The sequence below is a fragment of the Streptomyces sp. NPDC055099 genome, from assembly GCF_053607685.1.
Genome location: NZ_JBSGUA010000013.1, coordinates 230,457 through 252,312, shown reverse-complemented (window position 1 = coordinate 252,312; position 21,856 = coordinate 230,457). Strand labels below are relative to the sequence as shown.

24 protein-coding genes are annotated in these 21,856 nt (G+C 69.8%); 10 read left to right on the top strand and 14 right to left on the bottom strand.

Annotation, left to right across the window (positions count from 1 at the left end):
- Positions 1-84: 84 nt before the first annotated feature.
- From ACWFRU_RS29515 to ACWFRU_RS29500, 4 genes are all read left to right on the top strand, one after another.
- Positions 85-2,409, top strand: coding sequence for a molybdopterin cofactor-binding domain-containing protein (locus ACWFRU_RS29515; RefSeq protein ID WP_453691154.1), 2,325 nt, complete (start codon positions 85-87; stop codon positions 2,407-2,409).
- A gap of 45 nt (positions 2,410-2,454) precedes the next feature.
- Positions 2,455-2,931: a (2Fe-2S)-binding protein gene (locus ACWFRU_RS29510; RefSeq protein WP_453691153.1), complete on the top strand. Its 477-nt coding sequence runs from the start codon at positions 2,455-2,457 to the stop codon at positions 2,929-2,931.
- A 144-nt stretch (positions 2,932-3,075) separates the two neighbouring features.
- Positions 3,076-4,143: a class I SAM-dependent methyltransferase gene (locus ACWFRU_RS29505; RefSeq protein WP_453691152.1), complete on the top strand. Its 1,068-nt coding sequence runs from the start codon at positions 3,076-3,078 to the stop codon at positions 4,141-4,143.
- A 126-nt stretch (positions 4,144-4,269) separates the two neighbouring features.
- Positions 4,270-5,037 carry a hypothetical protein gene (locus ACWFRU_RS29500; protein WP_453691151.1) on the top strand — a complete coding sequence of 256 codons (768 nt, stop codon included), beginning with the start codon at positions 4,270-4,272 and terminating at the stop codon, positions 5,035-5,037.
- Between the two features lie 22 nt (positions 5,038-5,059).
- Here the strand turns inward: ACWFRU_RS29500 and ACWFRU_RS29495 are convergent, their stop codons facing one another.
- The 5 genes from ACWFRU_RS29495 to ACWFRU_RS29475 all read right to left on the bottom strand — a co-directional run bounded on the left by ACWFRU_RS29495 (position 5,060) and on the right by ACWFRU_RS29475 (position 9,822).
- On the bottom strand, positions 5,060-5,656 hold the full coding sequence (locus ACWFRU_RS29495) for a GTP-binding protein (RefSeq protein ID WP_453691150.1): 597 nt from the start codon (positions 5,654-5,656) through the stop codon (positions 5,060-5,062).
- On the bottom strand, positions 5,637-6,083 hold the full coding sequence (locus tag ACWFRU_RS29490; protein WP_453691149.1) for a DUF742 domain-containing protein: 447 nt from the start codon (positions 6,081-6,083) through the stop codon (positions 5,637-5,639). The genes ACWFRU_RS29495 and ACWFRU_RS29490 overlap by 20 nt, the downstream gene beginning before the upstream one ends.
- On the bottom strand, positions 6,080-6,544 hold the full coding sequence (locus tag ACWFRU_RS29485; RefSeq protein ID WP_453691148.1) for a roadblock/LC7 domain-containing protein: 465 nt from the start codon (positions 6,542-6,544) through the stop codon (positions 6,080-6,082). Before ACWFRU_RS29485 ends, ACWFRU_RS29490 begins: the two co-directional genes overlap by 4 nt.
- The gene (locus tag ACWFRU_RS29480) at positions 6,541-8,892 is read right to left on the bottom strand and encodes a nitrate- and nitrite sensing domain-containing protein (RefSeq protein WP_453691147.1); all 2,352 of its coding nucleotides are present in this window, start codon (positions 8,890-8,892) and stop codon (positions 6,541-6,543) included. Before ACWFRU_RS29480 ends, ACWFRU_RS29485 begins: the two co-directional genes overlap by 4 nt.
- A 147-nt stretch (positions 8,893-9,039) precedes the next feature.
- Positions 9,040-9,822, bottom strand: a complete 783-nt coding sequence (locus ACWFRU_RS29475; protein WP_453691146.1) for an MHYT domain-containing protein — start codon at positions 9,820-9,822, stop codon at positions 9,040-9,042.
- A 379-nt stretch (positions 9,823-10,201) separates the two neighbouring features.
- Between ACWFRU_RS29475 and ACWFRU_RS29470 the strand changes: the two genes are divergently transcribed.
- The 3 genes from ACWFRU_RS29470 to ACWFRU_RS29460 all read left to right on the top strand — a co-directional run bounded on the left by ACWFRU_RS29470 (position 10,202) and on the right by ACWFRU_RS29460 (position 11,486).
- On the top strand, positions 10,202-10,510 hold the full coding sequence (locus ACWFRU_RS29470; RefSeq protein WP_453691145.1) for a hypothetical protein: 309 nt from the start codon (positions 10,202-10,204) through the stop codon (positions 10,508-10,510).
- A gap of 33 nt (positions 10,511-10,543) precedes the next feature.
- A complete protein-coding gene (locus ACWFRU_RS29465; protein ID WP_453691144.1) occupies positions 10,544-11,089 on the top strand; it encodes an N-acetyltransferase family protein in 546 nt (181 codons plus the stop codon).
- Between the two features lie 112 nt (positions 11,090-11,201).
- Positions 11,202-11,486 (top strand): cupin domain-containing protein, encoded by a 285-nt coding sequence (locus ACWFRU_RS29460; protein ID WP_453691143.1) that lies wholly within the window; start codon positions 11,202-11,204, stop codon positions 11,484-11,486.
- A 30-nt stretch (positions 11,487-11,516) separates the two neighbouring features.
- On the opposite strand, the gene ACWFRU_RS29455 is transcribed toward ACWFRU_RS29460, so the two are convergent.
- The 3 genes from ACWFRU_RS29455 to ACWFRU_RS29445 all read right to left on the bottom strand — a co-directional run bounded on the left by ACWFRU_RS29455 (position 11,517) and on the right by ACWFRU_RS29445 (position 13,492).
- Positions 11,517-11,906, bottom strand: coding sequence for a hypothetical protein (locus tag ACWFRU_RS29455; RefSeq protein ID WP_453691142.1), 390 nt, complete (start codon positions 11,904-11,906; stop codon positions 11,517-11,519).
- Positions 11,907-12,009: 103 nt separating this feature from the next.
- Entirely contained in the window at positions 12,010-12,405 is a 396-nt protein-coding gene (locus tag ACWFRU_RS29450) for a DUF4267 domain-containing protein (protein WP_453691141.1), read from the bottom strand.
- 169 nt (positions 12,406-12,574) lie between these two features.
- Complete coding sequence (locus ACWFRU_RS29445; protein ID WP_453691140.1) at positions 12,575-13,492, bottom strand: NADP-dependent oxidoreductase; 918 nt, start codon at positions 13,490-13,492, stop codon at positions 12,575-12,577.
- Between the two features lie 120 nt (positions 13,493-13,612).
- Here ACWFRU_RS29445 and ACWFRU_RS29440 point away from each other — a divergent pair, with 120 nt between their 5' ends.
- A complete protein-coding gene (locus ACWFRU_RS29440; protein ID WP_453691139.1) occupies positions 13,613-14,092 on the top strand; it encodes a winged helix-turn-helix transcriptional regulator in 480 nt (159 codons plus the stop codon).
- A gap of 41 nt (positions 14,093-14,133) precedes the next feature.
- Here ACWFRU_RS29440 and ACWFRU_RS29435 read toward each other — a convergent pair whose 3' ends face one another.
- Both ACWFRU_RS29435 and ACWFRU_RS29430 read right to left on the bottom strand, forming a co-directional pair.
- Positions 14,134-15,525 carry an MFS transporter gene (locus ACWFRU_RS29435; RefSeq protein ID WP_453691138.1) on the bottom strand — a complete coding sequence of 464 codons (1,392 nt, stop codon included), beginning with the start codon at positions 15,523-15,525 and terminating at the stop codon, positions 14,134-14,136.
- A gap of 648 nt (positions 15,526-16,173) precedes the next feature.
- A complete protein-coding gene (locus tag ACWFRU_RS29430; RefSeq protein WP_453691137.1) occupies positions 16,174-16,548 on the bottom strand; it encodes an STAS domain-containing protein in 375 nt (124 codons plus the stop codon).
- Positions 16,549-16,762: 214 nt separating this feature from the next.
- Here ACWFRU_RS29430 and ACWFRU_RS29425 point away from each other — a divergent pair, with 214 nt between their 5' ends.
- Positions 16,763-17,179 carry an ATP-binding protein gene (locus ACWFRU_RS29425; RefSeq protein WP_453691136.1) on the top strand — a complete coding sequence of 139 codons (417 nt, stop codon included), beginning with the start codon at positions 16,763-16,765 and terminating at the stop codon, positions 17,177-17,179.
- Positions 17,180-17,333: 154 nt separating this feature from the next.
- Positions 17,334-18,062, top strand: coding sequence for a hypothetical protein (locus tag ACWFRU_RS29420; RefSeq protein WP_453691135.1), 729 nt, complete (start codon positions 17,334-17,336; stop codon positions 18,060-18,062).
- A 73-nt stretch (positions 18,063-18,135) separates the two neighbouring features.
- Here the strand turns inward: ACWFRU_RS29420 and thrS are convergent, their stop codons facing one another.
- The 4 genes from thrS to ACWFRU_RS29400 all read right to left on the bottom strand — a co-directional run bounded on the left by thrS (position 18,136) and on the right by ACWFRU_RS29400 (position 21,842).
- Positions 18,136-19,464 carry a threonine--tRNA ligase gene (thrS, locus tag ACWFRU_RS29415; protein ID WP_453691134.1) on the bottom strand — a complete coding sequence of 443 codons (1,329 nt, stop codon included), beginning with the start codon at positions 19,462-19,464 and terminating at the stop codon, positions 18,136-18,138.
- Positions 19,465-19,621: 157 nt separating this feature from the next.
- On the bottom strand, positions 19,622-20,464 hold the full coding sequence (locus ACWFRU_RS29410; protein WP_453691133.1) for a maleylpyruvate isomerase family mycothiol-dependent enzyme: 843 nt from the start codon (positions 20,462-20,464) through the stop codon (positions 19,622-19,624).
- A gap of 48 nt (positions 20,465-20,512) precedes the next feature.
- Entirely contained in the window at positions 20,513-20,776 is a 264-nt protein-coding gene (locus ACWFRU_RS29405; RefSeq protein WP_453691132.1) for a hypothetical protein, read from the bottom strand.
- 424 nt (positions 20,777-21,200) lie between these two features.
- On the bottom strand, positions 21,201-21,842 hold the full coding sequence (locus ACWFRU_RS29400; protein WP_453691131.1) for a nucleotidyltransferase domain-containing protein: 642 nt from the start codon (positions 21,840-21,842) through the stop codon (positions 21,201-21,203).
- Between the last annotated feature and the right edge of the window lie 14 nt (positions 21,843-21,856).

The window sequence follows — 21,856 nt, the reverse complement described above, 5'->3', positions numbered from 1 at the left end:
GATGACATCGCTCACCAGCGCGACCACGACCCGACTCCTCCCGCCAACTGCCGGGGACACCACGCCGGGTGGGGGCGGCCATCGATGAACGATGCTGATCGCGGGCCCGGACAACCAGCCCCGCAGGACTCCGCCCTGGGCAGACGCCGCTTCCTGGGTTTCGTGCTGGCGGCGCCGACACTGGTGACCGCCGCCGAACTCATACCCGCTGACCGGGCCAGGGCGCAGGCCCCCGCGGACGGCATCCCCTCGCCCGAGGTCACCGAACTGGTGGACCTCAACGACGTGATGACGGCGGCGGCCCTGCCGACCTCCGGCCTGATCACGGTCCAGGTCAACAACGACGGCACCGTTTCCTTCGCGCTGCCGCGGGCCGAGGTGGGCCAGGGCATCACCACCTCGACGGCCATGCTGATCGCCGAGGAGATGGACGTACCGCTCGCGCAGGTGCGGGTCACCTTGGCCGACGCGCGACCGGAGCTCGTCTTCAACCAGCTCACCGGCGCGTCCAACACCACCATCTCCACCTACACGCCGGTCCGGGTGGCCGCCGCCATCGCACGCGGACGGCTGCTGCGGGCCGCGGCGGTCGAACTCGGTGCCCCTGTCGGCGACCTCACCCTCACAGCGGGAGTCGTCACCGGCCCCGGGGGCAAGAACATCGCCATCGGCGCACTGGCCGAGAAGGCCGCGGGCGTACGGACACAGCAGGTCACCGCCGAGCTCAAGCCCACAGAGCAGTTCACCGTCATCGGCACACCCCAGCGCCGTATCGACGCCCTGGACGCGGTCACCGGGCGCAAGAAGTTCGCGATGGACCTCAGCGTCCCGGACGCCGCCCCGACCATGGTGTGCCGTCCCCCGACCATCAACGGCAAGGTCGGGTCAGTGGCCAACGCCGGGGAGGTCCGCGCCATGCCGGGCGTCACCGACGTCGCGGTGATCTCGACCGGGGTGGCGGTGCGCGCCAAGACCTTCGGGCAGTGCATCGACGCCGTGCGCGCGCTGAAGGTGGCGTGGAAGGCGGGAACGGCGGAGGGCAAGTCCGACGCCTCCGTGCTCAAGAAGCTGAAGGCCGCCGAAGTGCCGCTCGGGCTGCCGCCGCTGACCCCGTACGTGGAGGGCAGCTTCACCTTCCACTTCCGCAGCAACAGCGCGCTGGAGACCAACTGCGCCATCGCCGACGTGCGTTCGGACCGCGCCGAGGTCTGGTCGAGCCTGAAATCGCCGATCGTGGCCAAGGAGACGATCGCCGCCAGACTCGGGCTGCCGCTCAGTGCGGTCACCGTGCACGTCACCGAGGGCGGCGGCTCCTTCGGGCGCAAACTGTTCTTCGACGCCGCGCTGGAAGCCGTCGAGATCTCCCGGAAGATCGGCAAGCCGGTCAAGCTCATGTGGCACCGTGCCGACGACTCCCGGCAGGGCCGCACCCACCCCATGGCCACCTCCCGCGTACGCATCGCCTACCTCGGTGACACCGTCCTCAGCTATCGCCAGCGCCACACCAGCGTGGCCACCGACCTCAGCCACGGCTTCGGGGAGATCCTCACCGCCATGGCGGCGAAACTGCCCGTGGCCGACCTCGGGTTCTCCGAGACGTTCTTCCAGCTCTCCCAGTCCATGCCCTACAACTTCGGGGTCCACAGCCGCCTGCTGAACGAGACCGACAAGAGCTTCAACACGGGCAGCATGCGCAACGTCTATTCGCCCGACGCCACCTGCGCCCGCGAACTCCTCATCGACGAGCTGGCCGCGAAGATGGACAAGGACCCCTACCGCTTCCGGCGCGACTTCCTCAAGGACAAACGGTCCAAGGCCGTACTGGAGAAGGTCGCCGAGGCCGGGCAGTGGGGCCGCCCGATGCCGGACGGCATGGCGCAGGGCATCGCGTTCCACTCCGAGTACCACGCCACCAGCGCCGTCCTGGTGGAGATCGACTGCCGGCCCGAGACCGTCAACCGACCCATCCGCAACGGTGTCACCGGACCACGCGTCACCAAGGTCGTCCTCGCTGTGGACGCCGGACTCACGGTCAACCCCCGCGGACTCGAGGCGCAGATGATGGGCTGTGCCATGGACGGCATCGCCCTGGCCCTGACCTCCAGCCTGCACCTGCGCGACGGCTACTTCCTGGAGGCCAGCTGGGACAACTACTTCTACACGCGACAGTGGAACACGCCACCCGAACTGAAGATCATCATCATGCCGGACACCGGCGAAAAGCCGGGCGGAGCAGGGGAGTTGGGTGTCTCGGCAGCCATGGCCGCGGTCGCCTGCGCATACGGCCGTGCCACCGGCGCCATGCCCACCACCTTCCCCATCAACCACGCCACGCTCTCCTTCGAACCCAAGCCGACGACCCCGCCCATCCCTCCGTCCCCGACCGACGGCCTGGACCACGCGTTCTGACGCGCCGCCTTCCGCCAACCCTCGCCCCTGATGTAAGGAGCCCTCGTGCCCCAGCACACCTTCCGCCTCAACGGCGAGCAGGTCACCGTCGACATCGCCGACGACGAACGACTGTTGTGGGTGCTGCGCGACGTCCTCGGTGTCACCGGCCCCAAGTACGGCTGCGGCATCAACGTCTGCAAGGCGTGCACCAGCCACGTCAACGGCAAGGCGGTCAACCCCTGCGCGATCCCGATCGGCGACCTGCGGCCCACCGATGAGGTCACCACGATCGAAGGACTGCCGGCCACGGTGGGCAAGGACCTGCACCCCATGCAGGAAGCCTGGCTCGACCACGACGTGGCCCAGTGCGGCTACTGCCAGCCGGGCCAGATCATGGCCGCCGTCGCACTGGTCCGCCGTGCCGCGGAGGAAGGCCGCGAGATCAGCGAGGCCGACCTCGACGGAATCCGCAACATCTGCCGCTGCGGCACCTATGCCCGGATACGCGAGGCCATCAAGTCGGGGGCCGCCCGGATGTGAGGGCAGCGAGGGGCGAGGGAAGTAGCTGATGGTCGCCACCCGATCACCGTGTGCAGGCATCTGCTGTCCCGGTCCGGCCCGGCCACCGAAAGAGGCGTAACTTGGTGCATGGGGGCGAGTGTGATGTTGCTCTGAGGAGGGACCATGACACTGGATCCCGCACGGCAGGAGGAATTCGCCGGCCTCATGGTCGACGTACTCAACAAGGGCGTGCTGGCCCTCCTCGTCAGCGCCGGCCACCAGACCGGCCTGTACGACACGATGAGCACGCTGCCGCCCTCCACGAGCGATGACATCGCCAAGGCGGCGGACCTCGACGAACGGTACGTCCGCGAGTGGCTGGGCGGCATGGTCGTCGGCGGGTTCGTCGAGTACGACCCGGAGGGAGCGCTGTACGTGCTGCCGCCGGAACACGCCGCCTCGTTGACCGAAGCCGCGGGCCCCGACAACCTCGCCGGCATGACGCCCTACATCGCGTTGATGGGCGAGGTGGAACAGCAGGTCATCGAGGCCTTCCGGCACGGCGGAGGCGTCCCGTACTCCGCATACCCCCGCTTCCAGGCGCTGCAGGCCCTGGAGACGGGCCGGGTGTACGACGCGGCTCTCGTCGAGCGGATCATCCCGCTGGTGCCCGGCCTGCCCGAGCGACTGCGCGACGGCATCGACGCCCTTGATGTCGGCACCGGACAGGGGCACGCGCCCTTGGTCCTGGCCCAGGCGTTCCCCCGCAGCCTCTTGCACGGCCTCGACCAGTCCGAGGAAGGCATCGAGGCGGCACGCGAGGAGAGCGCGCGGCTCGCCCTGGACAACGTCCACTTCACGGTCGGCGACTCGACGCAGATCACCGGACGCTACGACCTGGTGACCGCCTTCGACGTCATCCACGACCTGGCCCGGCCGCAGGAGACCCTGAACGCCGTCGCCGCCTGCCTGCGCGAGGGAGGCACCTTCCTGATGGGCGACATCGCCGCGTCCAGCAATCTGGAGGAGAACCTCGACCACCCCTTCGCGCCTGCCCTCTTCGGCTTCTCGGTCTTCTACTGCATGACCACATCTCTGGGCGCCGGCGGAGCGGGCCTGGGCACGATGTGGGGCGAGCAGACCGCCCGCCGCATGCTCGGCGAGGCCGGCTTCACCGACATCCAGACGCGGTCGGTGGAAGGGGACCCCATAAACCTCTACTACGTGGCGAGGACCAAGTCGTCCTCGTGAACCGGGGCAGCCGCGATGATCCGCACCATCGCCAGCGAATTCCGGTGCGCGGCCCGGCCCCACCGGGTAACGTGACGATCTTCGGCCGGCTGAAGCCGTACGGAGTCCTCGAAGGACGAGTACATCTTGCATCTCGACGACCGTCCCGCTGCCCGCCGTCTTCGTGCCGCCCTGGACAATCTCACGGTCACCTTCCGCGGCATGACCGCACGCCCGGATGAACACAACTGCGAATGCCACTGGGGCAGTCCGGAAGAACTCGCACTCCTGAAGACGCCGGATGTGGAACTGGATCCGGACCTGCTGCGCAGGGCCTGGCAGGCCACCGACTGGAGCGATCACGCGGCCGTGCTGCGCCGCGTCCTGCCGCAGTTCGCAAGGACCCTGGTGGCCGGTCGTGCGGAGGCCTTGTTCGGCCTGGAGGAGGCGGGAGACTCCTTCGCTCGCGCACGATGGCAGCAGTGGCCCGATGACCACGCCGCTCCGGTACGCGAGTTCCTGCACGCCTGGTGGGTCGCCAGCCTCACCGATCCGGAGGCGGCCGTTCCCGCGCACCAGGTCTTCGCGATGTGTGTCGAGGCGTCCGGAACGGTCACACCGTGGCTGGCCGACTGGGAGGAGCAGACCGGGAACCTCAGCGACCGACGCCTCACCGAGGCGGCCGCCGAGTGGGCGTACGAGCTGCTGGGCGAGAGCCTGCCGTGGTACGTGAACTGGTACGAGCATGACGAGGAGAAGATCCGCGCCGACCTGGTCGCGTGGCTGCTCGGCCACGCTGCGACGCGGCTGCGGGAGTCGGGCGCATCGGAGGATCTGCGGCACCGGATACGGTTGCTCGGCCTCGCCGACGAGGATCGTTGGAACGATCCGCACTGGCCGGGCCACCGCTACTGACGGCCGGCGGTCGGCATCGGCGTCAGCGGGCGACCAGTTCCCGGCTCAGGACGTGCTCGACCAGACAGATCAGGACCTCTTTGCCGGACTCCCTCTCGCGTACGTCGCAGAGCAGGACGGGTGTGTCCGGGTTGAGGTCCAGCGCGCGGGCCACCGCGTCGGGGGTGTGGCTGCGGATCCCGTCGAAACAGTTCACCGCGACGATGAACGGGATGCCGCGGCTCTCGAAGTAGTCCACGGCGGGAAAGCAGTCCGCGAGCCGACGGGTGTCGGCGAGGACGACCGCGCCGAGGCAGCCCGTGGCCAACTCGTCCCACACGAACCAGAACCGGTCCTGGCCGGGCGTGCCGAACAGGTACAGGGCGAGGTTGTCGCGCAGGGTGATGCGGCCGAAGTCCATGGCGACCGTGGTCGTGGACTTGGTGGCCACCCCCTGGAGGCTGTCCACCGGACGGGAGGCCTCGGTCAGGGGTTCCTCGGTGCGCAGGGGGCGGATCTCGCTGACCGATTCCACCAGGGTGGTCTTGCCGACGCCGAAGCCGCCGGCGATCAGGAGCTTGAGCGCGGTGAAGTCGGCGGGCGCCGATTGCCGCGTGCGGTCAGAGTGCGCGGAGGCCATTGATCACTTCTCGCAGGAGGTGGGCGGGAGGATGTTCTGTCCCGGAGGCGGCAGCGTCGGCGGTGGACGCGGGCGGGGTGATGTGGATCAGTCCTTGGGCCGTGAGGTCGCCGAGCAGGACGCGTACGACACCAAGGGGCAGCCCCGAGTCCGATGCGAGGTCCGCGACAGGGCTCGGGCCCTGGGCGCACAGGGCCAGCAGCGCGCGCTGTTCGGGCGGGAGCGGGCCGCGCGGGGTGGTCGCGGTGGGCCGGACGATCGCCATGAGGCCGACGCGCTCGGCGCCGTTGTCCGTGCGGGCGCGGCCTGCGGTCATGGCGTAGAGGCGGACCAGGGGCCCGGCATCGGCGTCGTAGCGGTCGGTCCAGGCCTCGGCGGAACGCTCACCCGGGCCGCCCGGGCGGTGGTTGGGGGGCTGGTCCGTCATGAGGCCTCGCCGTCCGGTGTCGGGGCGCCGTCCGACCGTACGGGCACCGTGAGGTGTTCGCGCACCCGGTCGACCAGCAGGGCCATCTCGTAGGCGACCAGGCCGATGTCGGCGTGTCCGTCGGTGAACACGGCGATGCAGGAGCCGTCTCCGGCGGCGACCACGAAGAGGAAGCCGCCCTGCAGTTCGACCATGGTCTGCACGACGCCGCCCGCGTCGAAGTGCCGGCCCGCCCCCTTGGCCAGGGAGTGGAAGCCGGAGGCGATGGCGGCAAAGCGCTCGGACTCCTCGCGGCCCATCGCCTGCGAGGCGCCGACGCACAGGCCGTCGGTGGAGAGCATCACCGCGTGCCGCACCTCCGCGACGCGGTCGACGAGGTCGTCCAGGAGCCAGTCGATGCCGCCCGCGCCGTGGTCGTCGTCCTGTTGGCCCATGGTGGTGACGGAGTAGGTCGGCGTCATCGGTCGTGGGACCCTTCGTCGTTCGCTGTGTGGTGGTGGGCCTCGGGACCCGGGGTGGTGGGGCGGGGCGGGGCGTCGCGGGTGGCCGAGGCGCGGCGTCGGCCGGAGCGCAGTGACGCCATCGTGGCGCGGGCGGCTTCCGGGGAGCGCAGGCGCGGGCCTGGGGCGGGGTCTTGGCCCGCGTCCTGGTCCTGGCGCAGTTCGGGCGCGAGGCTGGCCTGGCGTACCCGGCGCGGTAGTTGGTCCTCTTCGTCTGGCGTCGGGGCGGGGTGCGCGGTGGGGGCGGGTGGGGTTTGGGGCTGCTGGGGTGCGGCGTGCCGGGCGCGGGCGGGGAGTTGGTTGCGCTCGCGCTGGGCGGGGATGCGCGTCAGGGACGGTACGGGGGCCGGTGCGGGGCTGGTTTCCTCCGCCCGGGGCGGCTGCGGCAGGGGGCGCAGGCCCGGGTGCGGGGCCTCCAGGAGCTGCTGCGGGAGGAAGATGAGGGCGGTGATGCCGCCGTAGACCGAGCGGCGCAGCGTCACCTCGATGTGCTGGCGTTGGGCGAGGCGGTTGACGACGAACAGGCCCAGCTGGCGCGAGTCGAGCAGGTCGACGTCCGCGGCCTGGATCTTCTCGTTGGCCGCGGCGAGTGCCTCGTCGCCCATGCCGAGCCCGCGGTCCTCGATCTCCAGGACGCAGCCCGCGCCGACCTCCTGGGCGCGCACCACCACGGGGGTGTGCGGCGGCGAGTACACGGCGGCGTTCTCGGTGAGTTCGGCGACGAGGTGGACGAGGTCGGCGACCGCTGTGCCCGCCAGACGCAGGTCGGGGATGTCGTCCAGGTGGACGCGCTCGATGTCCTCGGTCTCCGCGATGCCCGCGCGCACGGCGTCGATCAGCGGGACGGGGGTGCGCCAGGCGCGGCCGGGCGCGGAGCCGGAGAGAATCAGCAGGGACTCGGCGTGGCGGCGCATCCGCGTCGTCAGGTGGTCCAGGCGGAAGAGGTCCTCCAGGTCGGTGGGGTTCTCGGTGCGGCGCTCCATGGTGTCCAGGAGTTCCAGCTGCCGGTGCAGCAGCAGTTGGCTGCGGCGGGCGAGGCTGACGTACACGCCGGAGATTCCCGTCAGCACGGCGGCGCGGCCCGCCACGGCGCGCAGGGCGGCGCGCTGCACGGTGGTCAGGGCCGCGCCGACCTGCCCGACCTCGTCCCGGACCGGGTCGCGGGAGAGCGGTGCCTCCTTCTCCAGGTCGAGGGCCTCGCCGTCGTGGATGCGGCGGATGGTGGCCGGGAGCCGGTGGGCGGCGAGTTCCAGCGCGGAGTTGCGCAGTCCGGTCAGGTCGGCGACCAGGCCGCGTCCGATGCGTACGGAGAGCAGGAGCGCGAGGATCACACCGACCAGGCCGAGGAGTACGGCGAGGCCGGAACTGCCCAGGTTCGCCAGGGAGTACGGCTTGGCGTCGACGCCCGTGTCGATCGCGCCCCGCTCGGCGTCGGCGAGCCCGGCCAGGGTGGGGCCGGCGGTCGCGTGCCAGCGCGCTGCGGTCACCGCGGTGGCGGCGCCGGATGGGCCGGCGGCGGAGATGTCGTCCTGGGAGGCGGCCAGCTCGGAGGCGGCGGGGGAGTCGAGCACCTTGCGATAGGCGGTGGCGTCCTCGGCCCGCAGGTCGGCAACCGCCGCGTCGGCGAAGGCACGCTGCTCGGCGACGGCGCCGACGAACGTACGGTAGTGGGCCGCCGACATGCTCCCGCTCGCCCGCGCGGCGTCGAGCACGGCGTCCTGGCGGCTCAACGCCTCGCGGGAACGGGCCAGTTCGAGGACCGCGCGGGAGGTGGAGGCGCGGTCGGGCTGGTCGGCGCCCGCGAGTTTGGAGCGGACGGCGAAGGCCCGGTCGACGGCCGTGCCGTAGTCGGAGAGCACGGCGGAGGCGCCGCGGCTGCTCTCGCGCCGCTCACCGAGTGAGCCCGCGCTCGTGAGCAGGGAGCGCACTCGGCCGGGCAGCGCGGCGTCGAGGGCCGCGAGGTCGGTGCTGCTGGAGCGGACGCCCGCGCGCAGCGCCGTGACGGCCTTGTCCGTACGGGCCTGCGCCGCGTCGAATTCGTCCCGGGCGGCGTTGCCGGGCGTGGCCTGGTACTTCAGGGCCGCGGCCCGCTCGTCCTGCGCCGCGGAGGTGAAGTGGGCGACGGGCCGTACCAGGGTCGCGTTGATCTGGCGGAGCTGCTCGGTGGCCGAGACCTGGGATGCGGTGGTGACGGCCGCGTGTCCCCACAGCGCCATCAGCGAGAGGACCGGCACGGTCAGCAGCGTGACGACTTTGGCGCGGATCGATTTGGGGCGCCAGCGTTCGGGCACCAGAGGGCGTGCGGGCATGACGAAGGGGCTCCTTGGCGGTGCAGGAGTGTGCGGGCGCGCGCGGTGCGTCGGGCCCAAGGAACGCGCGGCGCCGTCGTACGTGACGTGACGGCGTGCCGCGGTGGGGGAGAGGCGGGCGGGGCTGAAGTGGCCGCCCGGTCGCGGTCAGGCGACGGGGAGTTCGACCTCGTGCAGCGGACGGGCCGCGGCCTCGCTCTCGGCGCGCTCACGCGCCGTGGGGGACAGCGCGACGAACGCGCAGGTCAAGAAGAGGAAGGAGCCGAGCACCACGGCGAGCGGCAGGATGAAGGCGGTGGCGCTCGCACCGTCCAGGGGCGTGGTGCCGGCGTGTACGTCCACGGTGACGGCGGCCATGCCGGTGTAGTGCATGCTGCTCACCGCCAGGCCCATCACGAGCGAGGCGACGGCTGCGACGGCGGGCCCGCGCACCGACAGCGCGGCCCACAGAGCGGCGGAGGCGGCGACGATCGCGATGAGTACGGAGGCCGCGACGAGGGCGGGGTCGTACGAGAGTGAGCCGTTGAGTTGCGCGGCCGCCATGCCGATGTAGTGCATCGCGGCGACGCCGAGTCCGGTGCCGATGCCGCCCAGCGCGATCGAACGCGGCCGGGACTTTCCGTAGCCGGCGGTGAAGACGCCCGCGCCGACGACGGCGATGGCGACGACCAGGCTCAGCAGCGTCAGCGGGATGTCGTAGCGGATCGCGGTGCCCTGGACGGTGTAGCCGAGCATCGCGATGAAGTGCATGGTCCAGATGCCGGCGCCGATGGCGACGGAGGCACTGATCAGCCAGTTCCGCTTGGACCGCCCCCCGGCTGCCAGGGCGCGCACGGTGCAGCGCAGACCCAGCGCGGCGCCGACGGCGGCCATGGCGTACGACAGGACCGGAGTGGCCCAGCCTCCTGCCATGTGGTGCATGTGACCCACGGGATTCCTCTCACGTTGCTGTGTCGGCCCCCCGGCGATCCGGGACGCTAGCACGCAGTGGATCAATGAACCGGAGGAGCGAAATCCGCTTGATGTGAGGGTTACCGAGCAGTAAAGCCCGAGTTCACGGGCCACATGCTCATGGAACCGTCACCGGTCGCACACACAGGTGCGACTCTTGTCACGCCACGTATCGAACCGCTCGTGACACCGGGGGCGAGGCGCCCGGTTCCGGACATGCGGGACATGGTGGTGCAGGGTCCGCTCGGCGAACGGACGTATGTCCGATGGCGTGTCCACGAGTTTGATGGTGGATTAGTCACCCGAGGGGCAGGGAAATAGGTGGGGCACACGAGCACCGCCCAAGCGAGGAGCCGTCATGTCCACCTTCGTGATCACTGTCCCTGGCACCTTCCTCACCGACATCGATGAGGCGGCACGCTCGGCGCTGGAGCGAGGCTTGGCTTCTCGGCACACGGAGGTGAGCGAGGGCGAGGGCCTGGATCTGCTCACGTTGAATGAGGGCGGCAGGTTCTCGGTCCGTCTCGAAGTGAAGGCCGCGGACCGCTACGAGGCGGAACTCGAGGCGTCGCGGCTTGTCACGACGGCCTTGGAGGAAGCGGGCATCAATGTCGCAGATGCCCCGCTCGGACCGCCGGCTGTCACCGGCATCGACAGCGATCTCTGACGCGGCTTCTGCCGCGTGTGCTTCCATGCCGGAGTGAACAAGGAGAGCTTCGGAACCACTGAGGACAAGCCAGACCGCAGAGTCCGGCGCAGGACTGACGGGGACATCGCGACGTGCGTCGAGGTTCTGGAGAAAGTCCACCACACTGACGGCTACCCGGTGAACTGGCCCGAGCAGCCCGGCGATTGGCTGTCGAACGCATCCCTGCTGGGGGCTTGGGTCGCCGACCTCGACGGCCGTCTCGTCGGCCACGTCAGCTTGTCCCGCAGCGGTGAGGGCGACCTGGCCCCAGGATTGTGGAGCGAGCGCACTGGGACGCGGAGGGAGCTGACCGCGGTGGTCAGCCGCCTGTTTGTCGCCCCGCAGGCGAGAGGGCACGGAATCGGCGCACTGCTGCTCGGCCAAGCCGTACAGGAGGCGCGGCGAAGCGGACTGCATCCGGTGCTCGACGTCGTGGCTTCCGACATGGCCGCGGCAGCCTTGTATGAGCGTCTGGGCTGGAAACGCCTGGCCACGCTCGAGCAACGGTGGAGCCCGCACCAGACCGTGACGGTCCACTGCTACGCAGCCTCATCGTGATGCGGACAGCCCCGTCCCGCCCGTGCGGGGGCAGCGGCAGTTAGCCTGCCGCTTGTGATGTGGCCCGCCGGTCGCCGTACAGGTGTGGCACCCGACGACGAGGAGCTGAGCCATGACGACTACCGCCCGTGCCACCTTGCAGCACGAGGACGAGCAGGTACGGGTCACCCGCTGGGATTTCGACCCCCAGGAGAGCACGGGCCGTCACGTGCACGAGTATGACTACATCGTGGTGCCCGTCACCGACGGACGCACCGACGTGATCACCCCCGATGGCACGGTCGCCTCCTCGCAACTGCAAGCAGGCCAGTCCTACGCACGCCCGGCCGGCGGTGAACACGAGGTTGTCAACGTCGGTGATACACCCTTGGCCTTTGTCGAGATCGAGATGAAGTAGCACCTCAATCCGGCCGCCCAGGCACCCGTGCTACGCCGTAAACCGGTTGAAGCCGGTCAGGCGGGGCGAGTGACTGAACTCGATCGGATCGCCGTCCGGCGTGGAGACTGCGCTGACGATGTCCGGCTCGGGGTCGCCGAAAATCTCGAAGTACTCCACCGTGCAGTGCTCCATGACGCCACGAATGTAGGGGTCGGAGATCTTCCAATGGGTGCGGATGGCCTCCGTGTCCGCGTACAACTGGAAACTGTGCGCGAGCATGCGTTCCTCGTCGATGAAGACGTCGACCATGAGCTGAGGGCCGTGTTCGCCGGTGAAAGCGATGGCTTGCGCGATGGCTTCCTTGAACGCGGTGAGATGACCATCAGTGATGCGCATGGTGTTGCGGAAGAGGATGGTGTTGGACTCAGTGATCGCCATACACCAACCATCACGCCTCAACCACGCTTGAGGTCAAGGAGACTTGGGCGCTCACTGCCTCAGCCGTGCTGAGACCGAGGCGCGCCTGCCCTCTGCCCTTGCCTCACGCAGCTGCCGCCGGCCGCTCGCGCAGCAACAGGCCCCCGGTCAAGGCGACCGCGGCCGCGGTCAGTCCGTGGACGCCGTACGCGGTTGCCGCCGAGCCCCCTTGGTTCAGCACCATGACCATGTCGCTGACCGGGACAACGGCCATGGCCGCCAGCGCCAGCCCGAGCGCCTTGCGCTGCCCGGCCAGCAGCAGCGCGAGGATGACCAGTCCGAAGCCGATGTCGCGCATGCCCTTGACCGCGAGAAATCCCTCGCCCTGGTTCTGTGGCCAGGTCGGCAGTCCGAACCCTTCGGCCGATGCCTGCGGGTCGAAGAGGAAGAGGGCCCCGATGTAGAGGAGGAACAGGCCGCCGAGGGCGGCGAGGACGGTGGCGAGGCGCTTCATGGGCATGGCCGATCTCCAGAGGGTGTGGTGCGGAGGGGGGAACGAATCGGGGAGGGGGGCGCAGGCGGGCATCGCCTGGCTCCACCTGCCTCACCGGGCCTGCCCCGGCGTTCGGGCTTCCGGAGGGCAGGTGCCGGTGAGGGAACCTGGCGGCGCGCTCGTCGGGTCGGGCTGGTCAGGGGCGGATGACGTAGCGGCCGCGGAGGCCGCCCTCGGCGGTTGCCCGGTGGGCGTCGGCGGCCTGGTCCAGGGGGACGGTCGCGTGCACGCGGGTCGGCAGTTCGCCCGCGGCGGCGCGGGTGAGGAGCTCGGCGATCCGGGCGTGGTCGGAGGTTGTGAGCAGGGAGGAGACCGAGATTTTGCGCTCGGCGGAGGGGCCGAGACCGGGCCGCAGGCCGACGTAGGCGCCGCCGTCGCGGACCAGCGCGAGCGCCTGGTCGTTGAGTTCCGCGGCGTCGACGACCGCGTCCCATTCCGGCTCGGCGTGCTTGGTGAAGTCGGCGCCGAGGCCCCGCACGAACGCCTCGTCGCCAGGGCGCGCGAGCCCGGTCACCTGCCAGCCGCGGTCCTGGGCGAGGACGGTGACGTTGGCTCCGACTGCCCCCGCGGCGCCGGTCACCAGCAGCCGGTCGGCCCCGGCGGTCGCGTCGCCGAGCAGGTCGACGATCTGCGCGGCGGCCAGGCCGTTGAGGGGGACCGTGGTCGCGGCCAGCAGGTCGAGGCCGTCGGGGACCGGGGCGACGTCGGCCGCCGCGACCACGATCTGCTCGGCGTACGTGCCGTAGTCGCGGTCGAAGCCGGCCACCAGGCCTGCCACCCGCGTACCGGGGGCCAGGTCGACGCCCGGCCCGGCCACGTCCACGACGCCCGCGAACTCCCAGCCCAGACCGGTATGTTCGGACTGGTGCACCAGCCCGATCGTGTGGAAGAAGCCCGCTGCGACGCCGAGGTCGGTGGGGTTGACCGTCGCCGCGGCGATGGCGACGCGGACCTGCCCGGGGCCGGGCTCGACGACGGGCACGTCGATGATTTCGATCGAGTCGGGGCCTTTCGGGACGCGCACGACGGCGGTACGGAAAGTGGCAGCACTCATGGGCCTTGTTCCTTTGCGGTGGGGTGATTGCTTCCGGGCTCCATGCTGGTTTCGTTAACCTCACTGCGAAAGCAGGCACTTGAAAGTGCGTAACCCCCTCGGGCGGCGAAGGAGCGATCGATGGCGACGCGGACGGCGGCCCAGCGGCGGGCAGAGGAGAAGGCGAGCTACAACGCGTTCATGGAGGGCTGCCCCAGCCATCAGCTGCTCGAGCGGATCTCCGACAAGTGGGTCGCGTTGATCCTCGCCGCGCTCGGCAGCGACGGACCGCACCGTCCCGGGGTCGAGCACGGAGACGGCCCGCGGCCGATGCGCTATTCCGAACTGTCCCGCCGGCTCGCGGGCGCCAGCCAGAAGATGCTCACCCAGACCCTGCGCTCCCTGGAGGTGGACGGCATGGTCACCCGGACCGTGACGCCCACCGTTCCCGTCACCGTCACTTACGAGATCACCGACCTCGGCCTGTCCCTGAACCGCGTCATGATCGGCCTCAAGGGCTGGGCCGAAACACACATGACCGAAGTGCTCGCCCACCGCGAGGAACACCACCGAGCCGCAGGCGAGCGCGAGCAAGGTGAGCAAGGTGAGCTTGGTGGCTGAGCGGCTGAGCGGCTGAGCGGCTGAGCGGCTGAGTGTGATGCTCAGAGGCGGCGGGCGCGTGGAGCGGCGCGGGGGAGGAAGAACATCAGGACCCACATGATCAGCAGGCCGCCGATCACATACGGGAGTGTGGCGGTGAAGGCGTCGACGACCTCGCTGCCGCGGGCGGCGGCCGACTGGTCATGAGCGAAGAACACCACCCCGGTGAGGACGACTCCCAGGGCGATGCCCAGGTGCATGGCTGTGTTGAACAGCCCCGAGGCCGACCCGGCGTGCGCGTCGTCGACGCGGCCGATGGTGAGGTCGGTGAGCGGGGCGCCGATCATGCCAAACCCGAAGCCCAGCGCCAGGACCGGCCAGGCCATGGCGGTCATCGACAGGTTGGTGCCGTAGGTGGCGGCCAGCAGGTCGAACGCGGCCAGGGCCAGTGCCGCAAGCAGCGCACCGGCTTGGGGTGCGCGGCGTCGGTGGCGGGCAACGGCGGCCGTGGCGAGCCAGGCGCCCGAGATCTCGGCAAGGGTGAGGAGGAGGAAGCCGAGCGCCGCCTGTGACGGGCTCAGACCCAGGCCCTGCTGCATGAAGAGCGTCCAGCACATGAAGAACAGGCCCGACAGCAGCCCCAGAACCAGCTGCGCGGCCATGCCTCCGGAGAAGGGACGGCCGGAGAACAGGGACAGCACGATCAGAGGCAAGCCGCCCTTACGGGTGGCCGCCCGCTGCTGCAGGACCAGGACCACCAGCACGGCACCACCCGCGGACATGGCCGTGAACGTCCACCACGGCCAGCCGAGGCCACCGCCCGCGCTCAGGGGGTAGGCGATCAGCAGCAGTCCGAGCGCGCAGAGGACCATCCCCAGCAGGTCCGGGCGCAGAGCCCGGCGGTCGCGGGACTCGCTGATGTACCGGTGGCCGAGCACGACGGCGGCAACGCCGAGGGGAATGTTGATCAGGAAGATGGACCGCCAGGTCAGGCCGAACAGATCGGCCTGGACGAGGAAACCGCCCAGAACGGGTCCGGCGACGCTGCCGACGGACATGACGGTCCCGTAGAGGCCGAACGCCTTGGCGCGGGCGCTGCCGGAGAAGGTGACATGCAGGGTGGCAAGGACCTGCGGGATCATGGCTGCCGCGCCGGCCCCCTGGACCGCGCGGGCGGCGATCAGGGCGGCGGGGCTGGTGGCCAGAGTGCACAGCAGGGACGCGGCGGTGAAGACGCCGGTGCCATGGAGGAAGGTGCGCTTGCGTCCGTAGAGGTCACCGAGGCGGCCTCCGGTGATCAGCCCGATGCCGAGGGCGAGGGCGTACGTGGCGTGGGTCCACTGCAGACCGGTTGCCGTGGCGCCGGTGTCCTTCTGGATGGTGGGCAGTGCGGTGTCGACGACGGACGCGTCCAGGACGGCCATCAGTTCACCCAGCAGCACGACGGCGAGCATGATCTGACTGCCACGGCGCGAGGACCGTCCAGTACGAGTACGGGTACGAGTTCGAGTACGGGCAGGGGCAGCGCCCGGGCAGGACGGGGCGTTGCGGGTGTCACGAGACACGGAGCAGGGGTTCCTGTTCTGAGAAGTAGGAGAAACGGGCAGGCCGAGGCCCGCGTACGCCTACTGCGCACAGGAGAATGCCACGGAGCCCAGGCCATCGGGAACACCGTCTTCACAGCGGACAGCGCAAACCGCTCGATCGCTCGGGCGGGGGTCCGCGGGCAGAGCCCGGGAAAGACGGCTACTTGGCCTGGGATATAAGTCATCACCTCGAAGGACACGCACACGTCATGCGAGACGGCACAGGAACCGGGCCAGCATAGACGTCCGCCCGCCCCGGCGAGGAATGCTTTTCCAGGCGCCCTGCGGCGCTTCGCGCCCCATTTGTCCCGCGCCTGGCGCCTCAGGGGCTGAATCTTGCTGTTACCGCTTGTGGATCAGCGGATACAAGGACCGCCCGCACCGATATTCGTGCGGGCGGGCGGACCCTGTGCCCAGACCCCGCACAGGGGACGCTCGGTGCGCAACGCAGAGGGGAGGTGGGATGCGACCTGGACGTTGCGCGACCGGCGCGGTGTGTCCGCCGGGGCGGCGGGGCTACGCGAGTGCTTCGCGGAGGGTGTCGTGGCAGTCGATGACGGTTTCGACGCCGACGATGCCCAGGGTGCGCTTCACGGCGCTGCCGGGTGCGGCAAGGCGCAGCCAGCCGCCGGCTTGGGCGAAGGTGTGGTGGGCGCCGAGGAGAATGTTGATGCCGCTGGAGTCCATGAACGTGACCCGACGCAGGTCGAGAACGACCCGGGGGAGGGGCGCGTCGACCTCGTTGAGAGCCTGCTGCAGGATCGCGCCGCTGTGGTGGTCGATCTCGCCGGACAGGGACAGTACGCGGATGCCGTCGGTGGCGGTGGCCACGATCGACAGCCCGCCCGGTGGTCGTGGGTCTTCCGTTCCGGACGTCTCGGTCTCAGTCATGTTGGCGATACTGGCACATGATCGTCGCCTCTGGAGCACTGGTTGGATCAGGTCTGGCCTGGGGCGAAAACCACCTCTGTGCTGAGGTGTCAGATGCGTGCCCGGGGGTAGGCGCCGGGAAGGTCTATACATGGGGGAGTGAAGCGGCGTAATGGGATCAGGTCCCGAAGATGATGACGACGGTTCTCACTCGGCCGGGCACGCACTGGAGACCATGGTGGCTCTGGAGGGGGACGGCTCGTGCATCGCCCAGGCCCGTGACCTCGCCGCCGACTTCTTGACCGCGGCGCGATCCGAGCACGGGGTGCCGGTGGCGGAGCGCGGCATGGAAATGGCACGTCTGGTGGTCAGCGAGCTGGTCACCAACGCGCTCAAGTACGCCCCGGGGCCGGTGCTGGTGCGTCTGCGCATCACCGGAGAATCGGTGCTGATCACGGTGTGGGATTCCGAGCCGGTCCTCCCCGTGGTTCGCGGCGTCGATGCCGGACGTATCGGTCAACACGGCCTGGAGATCGTGCAGGCCGTCGCCCACGAGCTCTCGGTGAAAAGCGAGACGGTCGGCAAACGCATCACCGCGCGCCTGGCTCTGACCGACGAACCGATCGGTGCCGCCGTCAGCGCAGGTACGTGAGGGCGAGGGACAGTAACGACGACCCCGCAGGATGGGGCGCCAATAGAGACCGGCCTCGGTGAGCTGCACTCGGTGAGCCGTGGGACTTCGCTGCTGCTCGGGTGCGGGCCCGACAGGTTGGGCACCTGAGCGCGCACGGGGGAGAATCCCGGCCATGGTGATGGCACAGCACTGGTACGCGTCCGCCCCCGTCGTGGACGGCCTGCCCCTCTTGGATGCCCCCGGCTTCTGGGCGGCGCACCTCGCCGACCTCAGTGACGGCACCCCGGCGGAGGCGTTCGGTGTCGACGCGGCGGATGCCGGTGAGGCCCTGGAGCAGTTGCATGACCGGACGGCGTGGCCGATGTTCACCCTGCCGCTGGCCGACGGCTTCGCGATTCTCGTGCACTACAACAGCGGCGAGGAGTACACGACCACCGACTACTTCCTCACGCACCCGGACTGGCCGGCCTCCCGCGCCGCCCTCGTCCTGGCCAGCGACGACCAGGACCGCATCGGACCCGGCCTCTGCTGGCCGGAGTTGGCGGCTCTCCTCACGGCGCCCGCCGAAGCGGACGGGGTCCTCGACCCCCACGCCCGGCTGCTCCTCCTTCTTCCCGTACTGGGCGACGCGGAGGCCCTGCCCGAAGTCCTGGCCATGGTCATCGAAGCGCTCGTCGCGCAAGGCGCCCCGCCCGACTGCGAACCGCTGGCCCAGCGCCTGCTGGAGGGGCACCCCATGTGGGGCGCCGCGACATGGACGTACGACATCGATGAGCGAAGCTGGCTCTGCGACGGCGAACACAGCCCGCGCCGGACGCCGCTCGGGGAGCACCTGCCCGCGGCGCAGCGGACCGCGTTGGAGGGGGTGCTTGCGGGGCGTGCGCCGGAGGTACGGGCGTGATGGCGAAGCGTGAGGGTGGGGAGAGCCGGCCGGGTGGCCGATTTCCGGCCGACATCCTCACCTAGGTTGACTGTTACGAGGTGGCGTCGGCCCACAGTTCGGTGCTGTGGGCTCCGATGAGGGCGCTGATGTGGGTGAGTGCGTCACTGACCGGCCGCGGGTCGAGTCGGCGTCCGTCACGCAAGCGCAGTGCGACGTGATCGTCAGCGGCCTCCTTGGCGCCGATGACGGCTTGGTAGGGGACCAGGCGGGCCTCGCGGATGCGGGCACCCAGACTGCCGAGGTCCGGTCCCGCGATCTCGGCGCGCAGACCGAGACGGGTGCAGCGTTGGGCGAGGGCAACGGCGTTCGGGAGTTCGGTGTCGGAGATCGGGAGGATCACCAGCTGAGTGGGGGCGAGCCAGGCGGGGAAAGCGCCCCCGTGCTGTTCGATGAGATGGGCGACGGCTCGCTCCACGCTGCCGATGATGCTGCGATGAACCATGACGGGGCGGTGCTTGGCGCCGTCCGCGCCGATGTACCGCAGGTCGAACTGCTCGGGCTGGTGGAAGTCGACCTGGACGGTGGACAGGGTGGATTCCCGCCCGGCGCCGTCGGTGACCTGAACGTCGATCTTGGGGCCGTAGAAGGCGGCCTCGCCCTCCGCTGCCTCGTAGGGCAGACCGGAGCGGTCGAGGACGTCGGCGAGCAGGGCGGTGGACCGCTGCCATTTCTCGGGTGCGGCAACGTACTTGCCGCCGGGACCCGGGAGGGAGAGCCGGTAGCGGGTCGGGGTGATGCCGAGCGCCTCGTACGCCTGGCGGATCATCTCCAGTGCCGCCTGTGCCTCCTGGGCGACCTGGTCCAGGGTGCAGAAGATGTGCGCGTCGTTGAGCTGAATCGCCCGCACCCGGGTCAGACCGCCCAGCACGCCCGAAAGCTCGGAACGGTACATGCCTCCCAACTCGGCCATGCGCAGCGGCAGTTCCCGGTAGCTGTGGGAGCGGGAGCGGTAGATCACCGCGTGATGGGGACACAGGCTCGGCCGCAGGACGACCTGCTCACCGCCGAGGTCCATCGGGGGGAACATGTCGTCGCTGTAGTGTGCCCAGTGCCCGGAGATCTCGTACAGCTCCCGCTTGCCGAGGACCGGTGAGTACACATGCCGGTAGCCCGCTCGCCGTTCGGCGGCGCGGATGTATTCCTCCAGGGTGTGCCGCACGGCCGCGCCGTCCGGCAGCCAGTACGGCAGACCGGCGCCGATGAGTGGGTCGGTGTCGAACAGGCCCAGTTCACGGCCGAGTTTGCGGTGGTCCTTCATGACGGTCTCCTCGCGGACATCGGGCGAGTGACCGCAAGGCGAAGCCCCGGGGCACTCGCCCCGGGGCTTCGGACTGAGACATCTGTCAGCGCGCCGGGACACTCTCCGGCGTCGTCGTCACAGCAGTGGCAGCGCGCTTCATGCCGCAGACGCTAGCAGGGCGTTGCCGATGCCCACTCGGCATTTTTTCAAGGGTGTCCGGGGCGCGCAGAGGTCGCAGCCGGCCGGGCAGATCAGGTCGCTGGCGATGCCGGCGCCGTCAGTGGACGATGGACACGATGTGGCACGCGGCTTCGGCGAGCCGGCGATCTCCCCGCACCTGGGCCCGGGACAGGGCGTCCGCGGGATCGATGTTCCGCGTGGACAAGCGCCATACGGACTCTGTGTCCAGCAGCATGGTTGCGGTTGGTCGCCCGCTCGGCTTTTCCGCCAACGACCAGCGATCCGCTGCGGCAGTGACTGTCCAGCATGCGCCGCCGGGGCCCTCGGCGATCACCTGGACCTGCGCTCCTACGGGTGCCGACGTGTTTCGCAGTGTGTAGGGCAGGGCCCGCATGAAGGTGTCGAGGACCATACCCAGGGCACGCGGCTCCGGATCGGTGTCGCGGCCGATGGCGTGGCGGATCTGCTGCCGGTGAGTCCAGTGCTCGGTGAACTCCCGGGCGATGTCCAGCCACGCCGGCGCGGGCGCGACGCCTGCCCACGACACGCCCAGGGCAGCCGCGTGGAGGTCGGCTGTGGCGAACTGTTGGGCGAGCTGGGTCCCGGCTGCTGTCAGGGCATCGATGAGCGCGGCCGGGCTGTCGTCGGCGTGCGACTCGACCCATTCCTGATTCGTACGGTGGATGAACGCTTCGAGGGTCTCGCCATCGGCGAAGCCGTTCCGGTAACCGTGGCCGAGGCGGCCGTAGTAGCCGCCGAGAAGGTGGGTGGCGACGTCGTGCACCGTCCACTGCCCGGCTGCCGTTCTGCCCCAGTCGGAGGGTGCCAGACCACGCAGGGTGTCGAGCAGCGACCTGTGCTCCGGACCGAACAGCGCACGCGCGTCGATCGGGGGCCCCAGCCAGGAGCTGCCGGACACACCGTTGGACTCGGGACTCATGGGGCACAGCCTGACAGGCAGAAACCATGCCCTGCCATCGAATACCCCTCACGCCCCGGAGTGTCCGGGTACGTCGCGCTCTTGGGCCCCGACGTATCCCGACCTGCCGACTGCGACAACAGGGCTGGGACCAGACGAGCGAGAATCCAGCGCATGGATGATGCGTTCACACTTCTCCGGCGGGCTGTCGACCTGCTGCCCGAGGACGCCGTTGCTGAGAACGGCGCGCCGCTCGGGGAGGTTCGTGAGGGTGTCGCGCACCAGGAATGGGAAATCGTGCTCGACCTTCTCATCGAGATCGCGGATGTTCATCCCACGGCCCAATCCTTCTGGGAGGCCCTTGCTGAGGCCGCGCGGCAGATGATGCTCGACCGCACGCGCCGCTGGTGCCAGTGGCGGGGCCGGGAAGCCACGTTCGGAACCTTCCGTGCGACGCTGACCCTGCTGGGGACAGACGAGGGCGGACGCCGTGGCGCCTTCTCAGGGGATGGTCAGCTCCGACCTCTGTGGGACATCGGTAACCGCACTGCTGATGGAGAGCGAGATCTGAACATCGCCTCGATATGGGTGGAGTTCGCGCGGGAACTCGGCCCTGGGGAGACCGCAGATGTCCGGCTGGCTCCTCTGCGCCCCGAGCAGTGGCGGATTCTGAGGCCCGGTCACGTGATCACCATGCATGAGGGCCGACCTGTCGTCGGGACGGCCACAGTCATCGAGGTTCCAAGCCAAGCCTCGGCTACAGGTCCGCAATCCAGCGGTGACCCGGGTGCACACGGGCGAGTAGCTCGGCCAGGGCCTCGCGCTGAGTAGAGGTCATGTGCGGGACGGTCGCCTCGAAGTCCGTCTGATCCTTTCGACGGGTGTGCTTGGCCTTGAACAGCAGGACCAGTTCGGGTGCCAGATACGGGATGCCGTCGTGGGTGCGGTGAATGATGTCGCTGTAGGGAAGCCGGATCCTCTCGTCGCGTCGGCAGATCCAGGTGTCGCCGTCGTGCGGTTCGCGGAACACGTCGAGCAGGTAGTTTCCGGTCGCCGGGTCGCGGAGCCATGTCTGATGCACGGCGGCCAGCACCTCTGGTGTGGTGTCCTCCCACATGCGGCCGCTGCCTACCGCAGCGAAGACGTAGCCGGGGAAGCGGTCGCGGACTTCCGGAAAACTCGCGGCCGGAATCGCGATCTCGATGTCTCCATGCGCGCGCGTCTGCCTGCCGAGGAAGAGGTCCAGCGCCCAGCCCGAGGCCACGCACCAGGGCGTACTGATCCCGGTCAACCGCTGCGCGACCTCACTCGGAGTCCAGCAGGATGACCACTTGGCGTGCAGGGCTTCGATCTCGTCGGGTGACATCTCGATGCCACCGCTGGGTAGCTGCTCGCTCACTGCAGGAATCTATC